This is a genomic window from Streptomyces sp. NBC_01454 (assembly GCF_036227565.1).
GTDB lineage: Bacteria > Actinomycetota > Actinomycetes > Streptomycetales > Streptomycetaceae > Streptomyces.
This window is the reverse complement of record NZ_CP109461.1, coordinates 298750-315541: the sequence shown is the minus strand read 5'-3', so window position 1 is coordinate 315541 and position 16792 is coordinate 298750. Positions and strand designations below refer to the sequence as shown.

Here is a 16792-nt window from a genome sequence, read left to right as displayed (position 1 = left end):
CCATGCCCACCGGAGACGCCCGCCGCAGGCCGGGCATTCTTCCGCTGCCAGCCCCGCGGGGAGGCCAATTCTCACGGAGATTCCGTGATCCTCGGCGGCGCCTGTCTCGGCAGTCTTGTTCCTCGTGAGGAGCCTCCTCCCCTGAGGAGGGGTGCTGTCCGGATACGAGGATAGGAGTTGATGACCGTGGCAGATGTGGTGCTGGTACATGGGTTGTGGTCCGACGGGTCCAGTTGGAGCGAGGTCATCCCGTTCCTGCACGACGCCGGGCACCGGGTGGCGGCGGTGCAGTTGCCGCTGACCTCCCTGGAGGATGACGTGGCCGCGACACGGCGGGTTGTGGAGCGCATGCCGGGGCCTGTCGTGCTGGCCGGCTGGTCCTACGGCGGAACGGTGATCACCAACGCGATGGCGGAGTCGTCCCACGTCTCGGCGCTGGTGTACGTGGCGGCATTCGCTCCGGACCGGGGCGAGAGCAGCTTCGGGATCCTGCAGCGGTTCGGGGCGACGGTGGGCGAAGCGGTCCGGCCGTACGAGGACGGGCTGTGCGGGCTGGATACCGACCGCTACCAGGAGGTGTTCGCCGGTGACGTGCCGGCGGTGCGCGCGAACGTCCTGGCGGCCGTCCAGAAGCCCTCCGCTCTGGCGTGTCTGGAGGCTGCGTCGGGTGAGCCGGCGTGGCGCTCGGTCCGCTCCTGGTACCAGGTGGCCGAGGAGGACAACGCCCTGCCGCCGGCGGCTCAGCGCTTCATGGCCGAGCGGATGGGGGCAGTGACCACGTCGGTGCCGTCCAGTCACGCCTCGCCCCTGTCCCACGCCGGGGAAGTCGCCGACCTGATCACCCGCGCCGCGGTCGGCACGGCCTGAGGGGGCGCCAGATGATGGAAGTGACCAAGCGTTCCGGTACGTCGGCGGCAGCAGGGAACGATACGCTGCTGCGCTTCTCCCTGAAGCTGGACGGCATCGTCTCCGGACTCGTCGCAGCCCTCAGTCTGCTGGGCGCCAGCGCATTGGACCCGCTGCTCGGTCTGCCCGCGTGGCTGCACTGGGCGCAGGGGGCGTTCCTGGCGGTCTACGCCGCCGGGCTGTGGTACGCGGGCACCCGCCCGGCCGTGATCCGGTGGATCGCCGTCAGCGCCGTCGTCCTCAACGCCGTATGGGCGGTGGGTTGCATAGCGATCATCGCGGCCGGCCGCTCATGGTTTCCCGTTACTGCCTTCGGCTATGCCTACGTCGGCTTCATCGGTATCGCCGTGACGGTGTTCGGGGCGATGCAGTACGCGGGACTGGGGCGGGCCCGTTAGGCCAGCAACCAGCCCTGACCCGGCGGTTGCGGAATCCGTCGGCGCTGCCGGGGCGGCGGGGTCGTGTCACGGGGGGATACGGCCCCGCCGCCCCGGCAGCGGCCGTCCCCGATGCGCGGACCCGCACCGAGGACCCTTCCGTCAGGGGCAGGGAGGGCCGACGGAGACCTGCCGCCCGGTCCCCCGGCCGCTGTCGAGCAAGGGCGCCAACTCACGTCTGCTGCTGATACCGAGCTTGCGGAACCCACTGGTCAAATGGTTCTCGACGGTCCGCCGCGTGATGAACAGGGTCTCGGCGATCTCCCGGTTGGTCAGCCCGCGGGCCGCCAGCTGCGCGACGCGGCGTTCGCTGTTGGTCAGCGCCGACAGCCCGACCGCGTGCGCGCGGCGGGGCCGTGCGCCGAAGGCACGCAGGCGGTCGCGGGCCAGGTCGGCGAGGCCGACGGCCCCGCCCTGCCGAGCGAGGACCAGCCCGCGCAGGGCCACCTCGCGGGCCAGCCGGGTATGCCCTGCCTCGAACCGCAAGGTGCCGTACTCGACCAGCGACCGGGCCTGTTCGAGCGGGGCTCCGGCTTCTTCGAGCAGGCCGGCGGATTCCTCCAGCGGCTTCAGGCTGGCCCGGCCGCGCGTCGTCATGCCGACGGCGCGCAGGCTGATGCCCAGGGTACGGGGGGTGCCCCAGTCCCGGGCCTGCTCCAGTTCCTGGTGCGCAAGGCGTGTGGCCTGCCCGGGGCGGCCCAGGACGAAATGGGCGAGGGCAGTGAGGGATCTCCAGGGAAGGATGGCAGGGTTGTCCCGTTGCCAGGCGATCTGGTGGCGCCCGCACGCCAGCAGGTCCTCCAGGGCGCCCATGTGGTCGCCGTGATCCAGACGCAGCCGCGCACGCGCCTCCAGCAGGTGCGCCCACTGCCACACGGTGCCGTACCGCTCGGGGTCGGCGGAGAGCAGAAGCGGCTCGGCTTCCTCGCGCCGTCCCGTTTCCAGCAACACCCGCACGACACCGGCGACCGCGAGGGGCACCATGGCGTCTCCGCGGGTGGCCGAGGTCAGGTCGAGCCAGCGACGTCCCGCGTCGAGGGCGGCATCAAGGCGTCCGGTCCGGTAGGCCACTTCGCACCGGCCCATCGAGAGCAGCGTCCGCGCCGGAGCGGAGTCGTGCCACTGGGTCTGTTCCGACAGGCGGTCGAGGAAGTCCGTCGTCTCCGCCGGCCGGTCGCACCAGACCAGGGCCAGGGCTGCCAGGCCGGTCGCGGAGATGAAGACGCCGTCCTGCGGCAGCGATACGTCCAGCGCCTCACGGGCGTACGAGGCCACAGTGGCGGCGTCGGCAGGCCGGCCGACCGCAAGGGCCGCCTGCACCGCCCGCACCGCTCGTTGACGGTCGTGGTCACCGTCAGGCATCAGCTCGGCCAGCCTCTCGCTTATCGACGGCCGCTTGTTCAGGTCGTTCAGTTCGACTAGCACACGTTGCAGACGCAGCCCGAATGCGGCACCGCTGCCGGGCTGATCGGCCGCGGCCATGAGCTGGGATTCGTGTGCGAGGAGCTCGCCCGCCTGGCAGCCGCGCTGGCCTCGCGTCAGCGCGTCGGCCAGTACAGATACCACTTCCCGCCGCGCCGACGGCGCGGTGAGCTCGTCCAGCGAGGTGCACAAGTGACGGACCGCGGCTGCCGGATGAGCTGGTGCCTCGGCCCGGCCGAGTTCGGCCAGCAGCGCACCCTGCCCCGCCGCAGGCAATTCGCGCAGCGCGCGCCGGAGATAGGCCACCGTCATCTCGGTGTCACCGCGAGCCGTGGCTTGGCGCGCCGCGCCGCGCAACGCGCCGGCGACCCACGCCCGGCCGGCGGGTTCGGCGGCGAGCAGATGCCCGGCGACCTCCTCCAGCGGGCCGTCCTGGTCGTGTAGCAGCCGGGCTGCCCGGTAGTGCGGGCAGGAACCGTCGTGCAGATCGGGCGTGTTGATGGGTCCCCCTCAGAAATCCGTCACTTGACATGTGGAGCGGTGGAGCCGACGACCACCGCCCCGACCACGAACGAGCACCGGGCCCGCTGCCGTGTCCGACGGGTGGCAAGCGGCCAATCATCGACGGCTGGCTGTTTTCGGGCCAGCCGACTCGGCCTTGGCGCGAAGAATGCGAAAACTCGAAAAAGGGGAACAGGGCGGCTGGACGCAGCCGGAAATACCCCAGTGTCAGAATGAAGGCATACGGTGAAGCCGGCACGGAGGCGCTATGAGCACACCATCAACGGCTCGGAGAATGGCAGCAGTCAGTACGCTGCAACGCTGTGGCAACGACTTCCATCGGGACTCATCCCCATCACCTCTTTGCTCGCGCGGACATATCCCGGTGCCCTCACAACGGGCGCCATCTTTCCCCCATGCTGCCATATCCCCGGACCGGGCCCCTCATTCTTTCGGCCGAATACGCTGACGGCACCAGGTGATCCGCGCCGCTTCCGGCGCGAGCGGTGCGGACGGCAGAAGGTGCCGGCTGGCAAGAGCGGTGCCGGGTGAGCGTATCGATGAGCGGGGGTGGTGAAGGCGTCGTCAAGTACGACGCTCCTAAAATTCCCCTCCACCGTGCTCGCCGATCCACTCCAGATGAGCAGCGTTGCGTCTTCGACGCCACTGTCCGGATGAGAGCTACGCGCTTCGCACGGGCCTTCAGCTCACCTGCAGCGTACGGTCGCTCCAACTGGGACAAGCAGTCCGGAAGGCACCGCCTGGGGTCGGTCGACTCACCGTCGGGAGGCTGCACTTGACGCCTTCAGTATTTGCGTAGCCAGGCGGTCGGTGTGGCGAAGATTTCTGCGGAGGCGGTGCACGAAGATCCATCGGCCGTCCGCATGCGCCGCGATGAAGCCAGAAGAGTCTCGTGTGGCGCCGTGGTACCAGAGCGCCCGCCCATTACGGAACCATGTAGGGGCCGGTTCACCAGCATTTCACGGTTGAGTCGGTCGCTATGGGGCCATGTCGCTTCTTCCGGGAGAAACTGCCAGGGGACAGTTCTCACTGCCGGTGGGGCCGGTGCGGGATCTTGCGGATGACGTTCTGGCAGAAGCCGCAGTCTCCGTCATAGGTGAGGAGCGGATCAGCTTCCTTCGCTGATGCTGTCACAGGTCTGAGGGGCCCCGCGTTTTCCGGACAGCCTGCCAATTAGTTAATTCAGGCTGCGAGCTGCTGGTTCAGGTACTCATCGTGGACCTCTCGTGGGGTCCGGCATCCGAGTCCCGAGTGGCGGCGTTTCGTATTGTAGCGGACCTCTATGTAGCGGGCAATATCACGGTAGGCGTGTTCGCGCGTGGGGTAGACGGTCCGATGGACGCGTTCATTTTTCAAGGTCGCGAAAAATGATTCCGCCATGGCATTATCGAAGCAGATCCCGGTCCGTCCGACGGATTGCCGGATTCCCAGTCCGGCCAGCGTGTTGGCGAACTGGGCCGAAGTGTAATTGCTGCCGCGATCCGAGTGAAAGATGACGCCCTCGGCGAGCCGGTGGTTGCGTGCCGCCATTTCGATGGCTGCTTCGATGAGCGGGGTCTTGTAATTGTCTTGCAGGCCCCACCCGATGACGGCCTTGGTGTGGCAGTCGATGACGGTGGCGAGGAATACCCAGCCTTCCCACGTCGGAATGTAGGTGATGTCGCCGACCATTTTGTGGCCGGGCGCGTCGGCGGTGAAGTCGCGGTTCACGAGATCGGGGATCGGGCCGGCCGAGCCATCGTTCTCGGTGAGGCTATGGCGCCACGGCCGCGGCTGGCAGGCCTGGAGGTCCAGTTCCCGCATGAGGTCACGCACGAGCTCGGGTCCACAGGCCACACCCCAGGCGGACAGGTCGGCGTGCACCCGACGGTAGCCGTAGATGCCGTCGGAATCCTCGAACGACTTGGTGATCAGCAATTTCAGATCCTCTCGTCGCCGGGCGGTCGCCGAAAGCGGCCGGCTCCGCCATTCGTAGAATCCGGAACGCGATATTCCCAGCCAGTCACACATCTTGGCAACCGGCACCCTCTCTTCCGTGTCCGTGGTGAACATTGCGTACTCTGCGTCGATGAACTCGAACTTGTCGCTCACCGAGGATCCTTGGCAAAGTACGCCGCGACTTTTTCCAGGAAAGCGACCTTCTGCCGCAGTTTGAGGCGCCCCGCGTTTCTCGGACAGGGGGTTTGCGGGATTCCTATGCTGCGGCCTGCAACTCTTCGTACTCGGCATGAACTTCTGCGGGGGTTCGGTAGCCGAGTGCGGAGTGGAGGCGTCTGTGATTGTAGAACATCTCGATGTATCGGACGATCGCCCGGTGAGCATGTGCACGCGTCGGGAACGAAGTTCGGTGGACGAGCTGGTTCTTCAGGGCGCCGAAGAATGATTCGGCCATAGCGTTGTCCCAGCAGACTCCGGTGCGGCCGACTGATGCCCTGAGTCCCAACGAACGAAGTTTCCCCCGGAGTTCCCGAGAAGTGTATTGACTGCCGCGGTCCGAATGAAAAATGCAGCCGTCGGTGAGGTGGGTGTTCCGTGCTGCCATGTCGAGTGCGTCCGATATGAGTGAGGTCTTCATGTGGTCAGCCATCCCCCAGCCGATCACGGCCTTGGTATGGCAGTCAATAACCGTCGCGAGGTAGAGGAACCTGGCCCAGGTATGGATATACGTGATATCGCTGACAAGCTTGCGACCGGGGGCATCGGCGGTGAAGTCACGGGCTATCAGGTCGGGTGTGGACGGCGCCGTGTCGTCGGCGACGGTGGTCACTCGCCAGGGTCGTGGCTGGCACGGGACCAGGCCCAGCTCGCGCATCAGAGCGCGGACCAGCTCCGGCCCGGCCTGCACGTTCATCCTCTTCAGGGCGGCGTGGACGCGCCGGTAGCCGTAGGTTTCGTGCGAGTCGGAGAAGACCTGGCAGATGATTTCCTTGAGTTCTGTGCGGCGCCCGGAGGTGGCCGACAACGGCAGGGAACGCCAGTGGTAGAAACCCGACGTCGATACACCTGCCCAGGCACATATTCGTCGCACGGGATAGGTATCGGACTCGCCGTCGATGAACTCGTACTTCTCCGTCACCGGTATTCCTGGGCGAAGAAGGCCGCCTCTTTTCCCAGGAACTCGGTCTTCATCCGCAGTTCACGGTTCTCGCGTTCCAGCTCACGCAGGCGAGCGCGTTCACTGATGTTCAGGGGTGGTTCCTCGCCGGCGTGCTCCTGCCGGTAGCGGCTGACCCAGGTACCCAGAGTTCCCTCGTTCACCTGGATTTCCCGTGCGACCTCGGCGATCGGCCGGGACTCCACGACCACCATCTTGACTGCCTCGTCCCTGAATTCGGGACTGAACTTCCTACGCTTTGGTGCCACGTGCTCTCTCCGCCGTTCCGGACTTCGATCCTATCGGGGACCCCTGTCCGAGAACTTCGGGGCGGCTCAGTTACGGGTGAGATGATCTTGCTGTGTCTGGTGTGATCGCGGCGTCGGAGCCGTTCTGGATAGTCCCGTTCACCGGGTTGAGTCCGCGTCAGTTCGGCAAGCTGATCACCGTGCTGCGCCGTGAGTGTGTGGAGCCGGTGCGCAAGGGTCGGCCGTCGAGCCTGCCGCTGAAGGACCGGGTTCTGCTGGTTGCCGCTTACTGGCGTACGAACCTGACACTGCGGCAGCTGGCGCCGCTGTTCGGCGTCTCGAAGTCGGCAGCGGACCGCATCGTCGACCACCTCGGCCCGCATCTGGCGCTTCAGCCCCGCAAGCGGTTCCGCAAGGACGCTGTCCTGATCGTGGATGGCACGCTGGTCCCCACCCGGGACCACACCGTGGCCAAGCAGTCGAAGAACTACCGCTACTCGACCAACCACCAGGTCGTCATCGACGCCGACAGCCAGCTGATCGTCGCCGTGGGCCGGCGCTGCCCGGCAACCGCAACGACTGCAAGGCGTGGGACCTGTCCGGAGCCAAGGCGGCCGTCGGCAAGACCACGGTGATCGCCGACGGCGGCTATCGGGGCACCGGCCTGGTCATACCGCACCGCCGCGAACGCGGCCAGGCCGAACTGCCCGCCTGGAAGGAGGAACACAACACCTCCCACCGCAAAGTCCGAGCCCGCGTCGAGCACGCCTTCGCCCGGATGAAGAGCTGGAAGATCCTCCGCGACTGCCGCCTGAAAGGCGACGGCGTTCACCACGCCATGCTCGGCATCGCCCGCCTGCACAACCTCGTCCTCGCCGGATAAGCGAACAGTGGACCAGCGGCCGACACACCGCCAAAGATCATTTACGAGACAGTCCTTAACGCCAGCTCGCATGCGTAGGAAAGGGAAAGTGCAGGGCCTGCCCCAGGCCACGAAGTAGGTGGATCCTGGACCTGCAATCCCTGCGGATTCGAGAACTTGCATGAGAGCTCTCGCCCCGAGGAGGGGCCCCATCGAGGCGAGAGGAACCCCCACTTTTCAGCAGATACGTCAATTGGCTCCGTGTCAGCGGTACACCAAGACGAGGTGAGCTACTGACCGACAACAGCATCCCACCGGGTTCAGTTCAAGTAGCCCACAAGGCTTGCCCACAGGCAACCGCTTGCATAGCATCATGACCCAAATGGCTGAGCGCATAAGAAGCCGTATCTCAACCGATCATGGAACGTGCGAGTCGAACAGGTTTCTCGCTGGGGTGATCTTCTGGCGGTCGGCGCATGGGGGCAGGGCCCCTTGGTAGCTCGGAGGTGCGAACCGAACCGAGCAGTACCAGGAGGCCCTGTTGTCGCAGTTGTACGCGCTCACGCCCGCTGTTCTCAACTCGGGCTCTCGATCGTGTGATTGCCTCGCGCACGTGTACGGGAACGCGGCCGATCATCCCGATCGGGTGCGGCGGTATCCGTCGGACATGACGGACGCGGAGTGGGCGTCCATCCGACCGTTGCTGCCGGTGCCGGCCTGGCTCCAGGGGCGGGGCGGGCAGCCGGAAGGCTATTGCCACCGCCAGATGCTGGACGCGATCCGGTATCTGGTCGCGGGCGGGATCTCCTGGCGGGCGATGCCCGCGGACTTCCCCGACTGGGGCCGGGTCTACGCCTTCTTCCGCCGCTGGCGCGAGCACGGGCTGATCACCGAGTTCCACGACCGGCTGCGCGGGCGAGTGAGGGAGTGCGAGCGCCGTGAGGCCGAGCCCACGGCGGGGATCATCGACGCGCAGTCGGTGCGGGCCGCCGCGACGGTGCCGGCCGCCTCACGCGGCTACGACGGCGGGAAGAAGGTGCCGGGCCGCAAGCGGCACATCGTGACCGATACGCTCGGTCTGCTGCTGGTCGTCGCGGTTACCGCCGCGAACATCGGCGACCGGGACGCAGCGGCGGGCCTGCTGAGGCGGCTGCGCCGCCTGCACCGCGACGTCACTCTTCTCTGGGCCGACGGCGGCTACACAGGCGACCTGGTCGACTGGTGCCGCAACAAACTCGCCCTCACCCTGCAGATCGTCAAGCGCACCGACGACATGAAGGGATTCGTGGTGCTCCCCAGGCGTTGGGTGGCCGAGCGCACATTCGCATGGCTGATGAACTCCCGCCGTCTGGCGAGGGATTACGAAACCCTGCCCGCCACCAGCGAAGCGATGATCCTATGGTCGATGATCACGCGGATGGGCCGGCGTCTGGCACGGCCACGGGCCGCCGGCCGACGCTGAACGTCCCCGACGACTCCTGCACCAGCCACCCGCGCTCCGCCAGTCGCCTGGCCTTCGAGCGCACTCCCTCGACCTTCGCCGGCGTCGTCTTCAAGCCCAGTTCCACCGCGATCTCCCTGGCCTTCAGTGGCCCCCTGCCCGCTGATCGCCCCTCCTCCAGCACACCCAGAAGCCGCTGATAGTCCGGCGCCAGAACCGTCACCGGCAACCCGTCCCGCCAGGGCGCCACCGTCGAGCCCGGCACGGGTGACGCCGCGGTTTCCCGCTCCGCCCCGGCCTCGGTCACGGCAGTCGACTCGGCCGCAGAGACCGCCAGGGCCTCGACCAGCTCCTCCCTCGCGATCACCCGCCGGTCCAGCTCGATCTCCGCGGCCTCCAACACCTCGGCCAGCCGCGCGACTTCCTCCCGCAGACCCTCCACCCGCACCCGGGCAGCCGCCTCGCGCTCCTCCAGCATTCCCAACACCGACGCCACCGCGCACCCCTCGACCATCAAGCGGACACAAGACACCGCATGCCTCCCTCACCCCGAGCAAAACCATGCCTAGCGAGTAGCCGGGAGGGATCTCACCTCCCGGTCGGGTAGCGACGGCGCATTGCTGCGCCGCCGCCCCCTCGGAACCGTGCATGCGACTTATCACCGCACACGGCTCGGGCAAGCCACAAGGGCTGGCAGGTTCTGCTGAGTTCGCTGTTCCGATGCCACTCTTGCTGAGCGTCGGTGGTGGCAGTAGCTATGCAGGAGATGGATGCGATTCCGATCGCCAGAACCATCGTTCTGCAAGGTCAACACCTCTTTGCGGAGAGCCTTGCGGACGACGGTGAACCACGTTCCCCATTCCTCTGGAGCTTGTGGTTCCTGGTCGGCGTACAGAAGGTAGTCCCCGCACTCCGGACAGCGTCCTTCTTGCGCTTTGAGTAGGCGCAAGGTCGACTGATCGAGGGGCGGTGGTCTTCTCCTGCGTCGTCGTTTGGCCCAGTACTCGGCCAGCTCAGGGTCGTCTGGTGACGCCCCAGACTTGACCGCCTGGTGCCGAACGATCGGAATCCAGGAGAACTTGATGAGATAGGCACCGTTGTCACGGTTGCCGAAGACCCATCGATCCTTCCTGGCGGTGTTGAAAGCGCCGTAGTACCGATCCACAACCCAGCGTGTGGGTTTGCTCTGGTGACTATGTAGACCCCACCGGTAGGTGAGCCTCCACACATAGGCATCCAGCGCGTTGAATATTCGGCTGGACACCACGGTCCGGTAGTAGCAAGCCCAACCCTTGATGATGGGATTGAGCTTGGCTAAGACTGCCGCCGAGTTCGCACCGCGTAGGGCATGCATCTCATCAGCGAGTCTCTTCCGGATTCGTTTAACGGCGTCTCTGCTGGGCTTGATGATGAGCTTTCCACTGTCGTAACGGCGGATGTTGAACCCTAGGAAATCGACCCCTTGTGTCAGATGGACGATCTGGGTCTTCTCTTCGTTGAAGGTAAGACCCTTGGGAGTCAACCACTCACTCAACCGCGCTTTGACCCACTCGGCTTGCTCCTGGCTGGAGCATAAGGCGAGAAGATCGTCAGCGTAGCGGACCAGCACCGGGGCACCACGCACTACCTCGACGATGTTTCCGTCTTGGCCGGTGCGATAGCGTACCCCGGCCGCACTCTCCATTCCATGGAGGGCGATATTGAGTAGCAATGGACTGACCACACCGCCCTGAGGCGTTCCCTCGCGGGTCGGGGTGAGCCAGCCCCTCTCAACCACACCTGCCTTCAACCAGCCGTGGACCAACTTCCTAGCAGGGAAGGTGCCGAGCTGGTTGAGGATGTGATCATGACTGATGCGGTCGAAGGCTGCCTTGAGATCCGCGTCGAGCACCCACAGGCGTTTGGCATTCTTACCGCACGCTGTGGTGAAGATGGTCTCAATCGCGTCATGACAGCCGCGGCCCGGCCGGAATCCGTAAGATCTCGGCTCGAACCTGGCCTCCCACTCTGGTTCCAGCGCATTGACGACACGGGCTTGTCGCACGCGATCTACAATGACGGGAATCCCCAGTGGGCGCCGCTTCCCGTTCGCCTTCGCTACATAGACCCTCCTGACTGGCCGGGCTTTGGGTTCTCGAACGGAACGACGCAAGGCTTGCGTCAACCCTGTCTTGCCCTGGGAGGTCGTAATGACCCTCCCATCAATCCCCGGTGTCAGGCGTCCAGCGTTGACCTCCGTGACCTTCCGTACGCTGACCAGCGTGTTGGAAAAGCTCCGAAGCATCAATTTTTGCAGATTGCGGACCTTCTTGAGGTCCCCTTCCTGCGTTGCCTTGAATATCCGCTGCCTCAGACGTCTTACCTGGGCTTCGGCATGCCCCCAATCGATGGCATCCCAGTGCCAGTCCAGGTCCTCCGGTCCGTTCACCAGACTCGGAGCAGGCACGACGGCCGGCGCCGCCTCACTCGTCCGCGTTGTCATGGCGCCTAACTTGCCCTTCGGTTCGGTTGTCCTTGCGGCGTGAGCATTCAAAGGCTCACCTGGTCCACGTCAGCTCCCTTTCGGGCCAGGCAAGAGCCTGTATCCAGCCAGTTATACGGAGGTCACCAGCGGAGGTGCCAGTTCGCGACATCCGGCTTCCTGTTTCCTTTCGGCTGCTGGCTTTGGCTTGTTGGACCATCCTGTTCCCGCTGGGGAGTTGAGCTCTCCTTACGGTCGGCCTACCGGTTATCGCCACCGGACCTCAACGGGGTTACCACGTTTCACACGATCGAGATGCAGCTGGGAAGGGTGCCCGCTCAACTCCGAGGCTGCGGTGTCCTTACGGCTGCGTAGAGCTGCACAGCCGCCGCCTGCCGCTTTCCAACGGCCAGCCCTACACCCTGGTCCTACATGCCATCTCCAGGGCTTTCTGTGACGGAGCATCATCACGGGTTCACTGTCGTTCACCCATCAGCCTTTCCCTGGCCTGTTGCGCTCGGATGGTACGAGCACCCTTGGGCTTGAACCCTGAGCTTCGCACCCCGCGATTACTCGCAACGCACGTCAGGGCGGGAACGGACCCATGGACACTAGTCCGGAATTACACCATCAACACCTCTGATCCTCCTTTCAGTGCAATTCACTCGATTCGTGCGACTTCGTGTCGCACGCTCTCTCAGAACCGTGCGTGAACCTCTCGATTCACACGGCTCCCATCACCCGGTCGTTCGAGGCCGGAGCAGTTTCCAGTGGGCGAAGAGCCCCGGGTAGAGCTTGGCGGTCCTCTCCAAGCCCTGCCACGCCCAGCTCCGGCGACGCCGGAGCCGCTTGTACTTCTGCGTGGCCCATCGCATCAGATACTGATCGATGCCCATCAGGCTCGGGACCAACGCGGACGGGTAGAACCGGCCGTAATAGTTGATCCATCCCCGCACGATGGGATTGATCTCCCGTGCGAGGTCTGCCAGGGACGATCCACTGCGCAGGTGCAGCCGCCACCGGCGGATCTGCGCCCGGATGCGCTTGGCCGCCTCATCGCTGATCGCCGGGTTGAAGCCGAAGAAGTAACTCCCCGTCCTCGACCGGGCCTTCCGCGAACGGAACGTGTACCCGAGGAAGCTGAACGAGACGTGCTCGTACGAACCACGCCTCTTGCCGTCCTTGCAGTACACGATGCGGGTCTTGTCGGGATGCAGCCGCAAGCCCCCGCACTCGGCCAGCCGCTGGCCAATCGCCTGGCACACCTGGTGCGCCTCGGCCTCGGTGCGGCAGTGAACCACCATGTCATCGCAGTAGCGCTCGAACCGGACACCCGGGAAGACCCAATCCATCCAGGCGTCGAACGCGTAGTGCATAAACAGGTTCGCCAACAGGGGCGAGATCGCCGAGCCCTGGGGACTCCCACGATCCCGCGCGACCAGTTCGCCACTCTTGTGCCGCAGCGGAGCCTTCAACCAGCGCTCCACATACAGCAGAATCCACCGCTGGTCGGTGTGGTGGGCCACCGCTTTGAGGACCAGGTCGTGGTCGAGGTTGTCGAAGAACCCCTGGATGTCGATATCGACCGTCCAGTCGGTCCTCCAGCACCGCTCCCGGCACGCCGCGACCGCGTCCAGCGCGCTTCTGCGGGGCCGGTATCCATAGGAATCGGGATGGAACATCGGTTCCACCTCCGGTTCCAGGACCATGGCCGCCGCCGTCTGCGCGATTCTGTCCGCGACTGTCGGCACCCCGAGAACCCTGACCTTGCCCGATCCCCCGGGCTTGGGGATCTCCACCATCCGCACCGGCGGTGGGAAGTAGCTGCCCGACGACAGACGATTCCACAGTTTGTAGAGGTTGCCTTGCAGGTCAGCCTCGAACTGCTCGACCGACTCACCGTCGACCCCGGCCGCTCCCCGGTTCGCCTTGACCCTGAGATACGCCTCCCAGACCACGTGCTTCGAGATCTCGAACGGCTTCGGCCCGCTCATCCGGCTCCTCCCGGGAACTCCGGTTGACCGCCAAGCAGACCTGGATGATCCGTCCCCTTCGCTCCACCCGCATTACCGGGTTTCGTCACTACTACGAGACGGTCTGCCCCCATGCCCCGCATCGGTACTCGGCCCCTTGCGGTGTTGGCCGCTTGGGGATCTCCCTCTCGCCGCCGGCCCCACAGGCCAGCAGAAGTATCGGGGCGACAGGTTCTCACGTTCCGTGCAAGAGCCCAGGTCAGGCTCGCGCCGCCTACATGCCGGACGCCATCCGGGCAGTCAGCAGGCTCCCCCCGGACTTGTCCCAGAGCCCTGGTCTCGCCCTGGTTTCGACGCCACTGGAATTTGTTACGACACGTCATCAGCGGTTCGCTCCCGCTCGCCTTCCTGACCCACACCTGACGCGATCACGTCGCGTCTTTTCCCGCAGCGCTCACCACGAACGGCACTTACTGACTTCGGCTCGTCAGGGGGGGGACGAACTGGTCAACGCCGACCTCAAAGGCAGCCTGCCCCACACCCACCGAGCCAGGAGCCAAGCCGAAACTCGCCGCCGAAACCCGCAGGTTCTTCCACCGCCGACAACGCCAGCCCCACGTCGTCACGGGCTACTTCAAAGCCCCGCACGTCCGCTACATCCTCGACGAGTGAACCCAACTAGTTTCTGATCAATAGGGACCGCACGTGCCGGTGCCCGCCGGGTGCGGCCGGGGGCTGGAATCCACCTCCGAAGCGCGCTGCGCCAATCAGGCTAATTCGCTCCCCAACTATGGTGCGCCGTCCGGTCGGTCGCTTCAATCGGTGCTATCGACGGTGGGGTGCCCATCCCCTGTCGGGGGACCAGGGACGACTGCCGTCATGCGGCGAATTCGTCCTGTTCTTCAGGGCACCCCCGGCAGGTGAGCACGCTCGGAGAGTCTTCTTCCTCCGGCGTGTATTCAGCCCCCACCTCCCTCACGGAGCCTTGAAAGGGGCTGCCATCATGGCAATCGCGCTCGTTCTCACCCCCGCAACAACCGTAGCGGGCCAGACCTTCACGGCCACTGCCACAGCCACCCCGGCCGTGGCAGGCGAACCGATCACCTTCGTGTACGACGCACAGCCCACTCAGATCGTCAACGCCAACGCGGGCGGTGTGGCGATCGCCACCTTCACGGCGACCACGACGGGGCCAGTAGTTGCTACCGGCGCTGTCAGCGGAACCGGCGTTGCGACGCAGACCGTCACCGCGGCAGCGGCCTGTGTGATCACGGTGACGCCCTCGCCCGCCAACCCGACCACGGGCCAGCCGGTGACCCTCACCACCACCGTCACCTGCAACGGCGTCCCGGTCAACGGTGCCGTGGTGTCGCTCACCACCCCCAACGGCACCTTCGTCGGCATCACCGCCGGCGGTGTAGGGACCGCCCTGAACGTCGGCGCGCTGCCCCTCGGCGTCAGCCCCATCACGGCCACGGTGGTCGGCTTCACGGGGGTCCCCCCCACCTGCCTCTGCATCGGCAACACCATCACGACGACTGTGACCGTCACCGCCGCCGCGACCTGCGCGGTCACGCTCACCTCGTCGCCCGCCAACCCGACCGCGGGCCAGCCGGTGACCCTCACCGCCACCGTCACCTGCAGCGGCGCCCCCGTCGCGGGCGCGACGGTACTCTTCACCGGACCCGGCGGACTGGCAGCCTCCGCCACCACCAACGGCTCCGGCGTGGCCACCACGATCACCAGCACACTTCCCGCCGGAGCCAACACCGTCATCGCCACCGTGAACGCCGCAGGTGGCACCTGTACCTGCACCAACGTCCAGGCCACCACGACCGTGACCGTCGCCGCCGCCGGGACCTGCGCGGTGGCACTGGCTGCGGTGCCCGCCAACCCGACCGCGGGCCAGTCCGTGACCCTCACCGCCACCGTCACCTGCAGCGGCGTCCCCGTCCAGGGCGCGACGGTACTCTTCAACTCCGGCGCCACGATCCTGGGCAGCACCACCACCATGGCCACCGGCCAAGCCGTCGTGACCACCAGCGCGTTGCCCTCCGGGGCCAACACCGTCACGGCCACGGTGATCGGCGAAGGCACCACCTGCACCTGCACCGGCGTCGCCGGCACCACAACGGTGACCGTCGGACCGTCGCAGACCTTCACGGCGCACCCGGCCTGCTACACGCTGGACTTCCCCCCGCTGCCGTGGTCCTTCGCCCACGCCACCCTCACCGTGACCGGCGCGACCCCGGGATCAACGGTCACCTTCCACTCCGACGGACCGGGCGGGCCCGTCCTGTGCACCGCAGTCGCCGACACCTTCGGCAACGCTACCTGCCTCGCCCACCTGACCGTCTTCCAGCTCGCCTCCGGCTACACGGCAACCACCCCCGTGCCCGGAGGGTTCCTCACTTCCTCCAGCACCCTGCTCCCCTGCATCTGACCCATCACCCCCTGGTCTGCACGGCTGAAAGTGCGCGGTTGCTGACCCCGAACCGCTGAACCAGGCAGCACAGATCAGCCCCCCACAAGAGCCGTCCCCCGTAACGCAACTACGGGGGACGGCTCGGGTCACAAGGATAGCCCCAGAGGCACTGCGCCGAGCCGATGCCAGGCGCCCCTGGACCCCACGAGGAGGCCGGAGCGGACGCCCGCGTCCGACCCACGAAGTTCGCTGCGGGCGACCATCACGACGCCGTGTCCGGCCCCCTCGGCCCCTCGCCAAGAGAGCGACAAAAGGAGTACGACATGGGCTGCAACTGCGGCGGAGGCACGCAACAGCAACAGCAACAAACCATCACTGCCTTTCAATTGGTCCTTCCCGACGGCACCGTGCGCGTGTACTACACGTGGCAAGAAGCGCACGCCGCCTACCAGCGGGCGGGCGGAGTCGGCACCATCGTCCCCGTGTACCAGTAACCGACTCCCGTCGGCACGAGAGCAGTTCCGCGACCCACGGCATTGACCTGACAGCAACTCTGCCGACGCCGCAGGCCCGTGCTCCGGCCGACCGGTCAGCCGGGGCCGCCGTCCCTTCCCGCCCGTGCCTGCCGGGAGAACTGCCGGTCCCGGCCCTCGCTCTGCCAATTCGTCCAGACACCCTCACGGTTAGGGGACGGACTTCATGACGCTTTCAGAGTTTCTTCTCTCCCTCGGCGCCACGTGCCGCCTCACCAGATTCCTCACGAAAGACACGTTGGCAGCGGGTTTCCGCTCATGGATCGCCGACCGCTTCGGCGACGACTCCAGACCCTCGTACCTGGTCAGCTGTAGCTGGTGCACGAGCATCTGGATGGCCGCCGCGATGACCGCCGCCATGCACTGGGCCGGTGGCAGCCTCGCGCTACAACTCGCCACCACCGCCCTGTCGCTCTCCTACGTCGCCGGGCTCGCCTCGCGCTGGCTCGACTGAGCGTCGCAGGCGTC

General features: G+C 66.1%; 13 protein-coding genes and 1 pseudogene. 8 read left to right on the top strand and 6 right to left on the bottom strand.

The genetic code is table 11. The annotated features are described in order from the left end of the window. The first annotated feature begins 180 nt into the window (after positions 1–180). A complete protein-coding gene (locus OIU81_RS38165) occupies positions 181–867 on the top strand; it encodes an alpha/beta fold hydrolase (protein WP_329142540.1) in 687 nt (228 codons plus the stop codon). Positions 868–878: 11 nt separating this feature from the next. Beyond that, on the top strand, positions 879–1304 hold the full coding sequence (locus OIU81_RS38160) for a hypothetical protein (protein WP_329142541.1): 426 nt from the start codon (positions 879–881) through the stop codon (positions 1302–1304). A 141-nt stretch (positions 1305–1445) separates the two neighbouring features. Here OIU81_RS38160 and OIU81_RS38155 read toward each other — a convergent pair whose 3' ends face one another. Next, entirely contained in the window at positions 1446–2768 is a 1323-nt protein-coding gene (locus OIU81_RS38155; protein ID WP_329142542.1) for a LuxR C-terminal-related transcriptional regulator, read from the bottom strand. A 3-nt stretch (positions 2769–2771) separates the two neighbouring features. Between OIU81_RS38155 and OIU81_RS38150 the strand changes: the two genes are divergently transcribed. Continuing rightward, positions 2772–3209, top strand: coding sequence for a hypothetical protein (locus tag OIU81_RS38150; protein ID WP_329142543.1), 438 nt, complete (start codon positions 2772–2774; stop codon positions 3207–3209). A 1260-nt stretch (positions 3210–4469) separates the two neighbouring features. Here the strand turns inward: OIU81_RS38150 and OIU81_RS38145 are convergent. Together OIU81_RS38145 and OIU81_RS38140 are read right to left on the bottom strand one after the other, a co-directional pair. Beyond that, entirely contained in the window at positions 4470–5378 is a 909-nt protein-coding gene (locus OIU81_RS38145; RefSeq protein WP_329142544.1) for an IS3 family transposase, read from the bottom strand. 103 nt (positions 5379–5481) lie between these two features. Further along, positions 5482–6650 (bottom strand): IS3 family transposase gene (locus OIU81_RS38140; protein ID WP_329142545.1). Its coding sequence is split into 2 segments (ribosomal slippage): positions 5482–6398 and positions 6398–6650, totalling 1170 coding nucleotides; the frame shifts between segments, so codons are not numbered across the junction. A 92-nt stretch (positions 6651–6742) separates the two neighbouring features. On the opposite strand from OIU81_RS38140, the pseudogene OIU81_RS38135 reads away from it, so the two are divergent. Together OIU81_RS38135 and OIU81_RS38130 are read left to right on the top strand one after the other, a co-directional pair. Beyond that, a pseudogene (locus OIU81_RS38135) lies at positions 6743–7512 on the top strand (transposase). Positions 7513–8158: 646 nt separating this feature from the next. Beyond that, positions 8159–8953: an IS5 family transposase gene (locus OIU81_RS38130; RefSeq protein WP_329154816.1), complete on the top strand. Its 795-nt coding sequence runs from the start codon at positions 8159–8161 to the stop codon at positions 8951–8953. Here OIU81_RS38130 and OIU81_RS38125 read toward each other — a convergent pair. The 3 genes from OIU81_RS38125 to ltrA (OIU81_RS38115) all read right to left on the bottom strand — a co-directional run bounded on the left by OIU81_RS38125 (position 8901) and on the right by ltrA (OIU81_RS38115) (position 13387). Continuing rightward, on the bottom strand, positions 8901–9446 hold the full coding sequence (locus OIU81_RS38125) for a hypothetical protein (protein WP_329154817.1): 546 nt from the start codon (positions 9444–9446) through the stop codon (positions 8901–8903). The two genes, OIU81_RS38130 and OIU81_RS38125, sit on opposite strands and share 53 nt — an antisense overlap. 144 nt (positions 9447–9590) lie before the next feature. Next, positions 9591–11414: a group II intron reverse transcriptase/maturase gene (gene ltrA, locus OIU81_RS38120; protein WP_329142546.1), complete on the bottom strand. Its 1824-nt coding sequence runs from the start codon at positions 11412–11414 to the stop codon at positions 9591–9593. A gap of 716 nt (positions 11415–12130) precedes the next feature. Next, a complete protein-coding gene (gene ltrA, locus OIU81_RS38115) occupies positions 12131–13387 on the bottom strand; it encodes a group II intron reverse transcriptase/maturase (RefSeq protein ID WP_329142547.1) in 1257 nt (418 codons plus the stop codon). A gap of 982 nt (positions 13388–14369) precedes the next feature. On the opposite strand from ltrA (OIU81_RS38115), the gene OIU81_RS38110 reads away from it, so the two are divergent. The 3 genes from OIU81_RS38110 to OIU81_RS38100 all read left to right on the top strand — a co-directional run bounded on the left by OIU81_RS38110 (position 14370) and on the right by OIU81_RS38100 (position 16778). Then, complete coding sequence (locus OIU81_RS38110) at positions 14370–15809, top strand: Ig-like domain-containing protein (RefSeq protein WP_329142548.1); 1440 nt, start codon at positions 14370–14372, stop codon at positions 15807–15809. Positions 15810–16114: 305 nt separating this feature from the next. Continuing rightward, on the top strand, positions 16115–16285 hold the full coding sequence (locus OIU81_RS38105; RefSeq protein WP_329142549.1) for a DUF7196 family protein: 171 nt from the start codon (positions 16115–16117) through the stop codon (positions 16283–16285). Positions 16286–16490: 205 nt separating this feature from the next. Next, on the top strand, positions 16491–16778 hold the full coding sequence (locus OIU81_RS38100) for a hypothetical protein (RefSeq protein WP_329332030.1): 288 nt from the start codon (positions 16491–16493) through the stop codon (positions 16776–16778). The last annotated feature ends 14 nt before the right edge of the window (positions 16779–16792 follow it).

Bases quoted from the DNA above. Each gene is read 5' to 3' on its own strand.
- OIU81_RS38165 (WP_329142540.1), top strand. From the start codon at position 181: ATGACCGTGGCAGATGTGGTGCTGGTACATGGGTTGTGGTCCGACGGG.
- OIU81_RS38160 (WP_329142541.1), top strand. From the start codon at position 879: ATGATGGAAGTGACCAAGCGTTCCGGTACGTCGGCGGCAGCAGGGAAC.
- OIU81_RS38130 (WP_329154816.1), top strand. From the start codon at position 8,159: ATGACGGACGCGGAGTGGGCGTCCATCCGACCGTTGCTGCCGGTGCCG.
- OIU81_RS38125 (WP_329154817.1), bottom strand. From the start codon at position 9,446: ATGGTCGAGGGGTGCGCGGTGGCGTCGGTGTTGGGAATGCTGGAGGAG.
- ltrA (WP_329142546.1), bottom strand. From the start codon at position 11,414: ATGACAACGCGGACGAGTGAGGCGGCGCCGGCCGTCGTGCCTGCTCCG.
- ltrA (WP_329142547.1), bottom strand. From the start codon at position 13,387: ATGAGCGGGCCGAAGCCGTTCGAGATCTCGAAGCACGTGGTCTGGGAG.
- OIU81_RS38110 (WP_329142548.1), top strand. From the start codon at position 14,370: ATGGCAATCGCGCTCGTTCTCACCCCCGCAACAACCGTAGCGGGCCAG.
- OIU81_RS38105 (WP_329142549.1), top strand. From the start codon at position 16,115: ATGGGCTGCAACTGCGGCGGAGGCACGCAACAGCAACAGCAACAAACC.
- OIU81_RS38100 (WP_329332030.1), top strand. From the start codon at position 16,491: ATGACGCTTTCAGAGTTTCTTCTCTCCCTCGGCGCCACGTGCCGCCTC.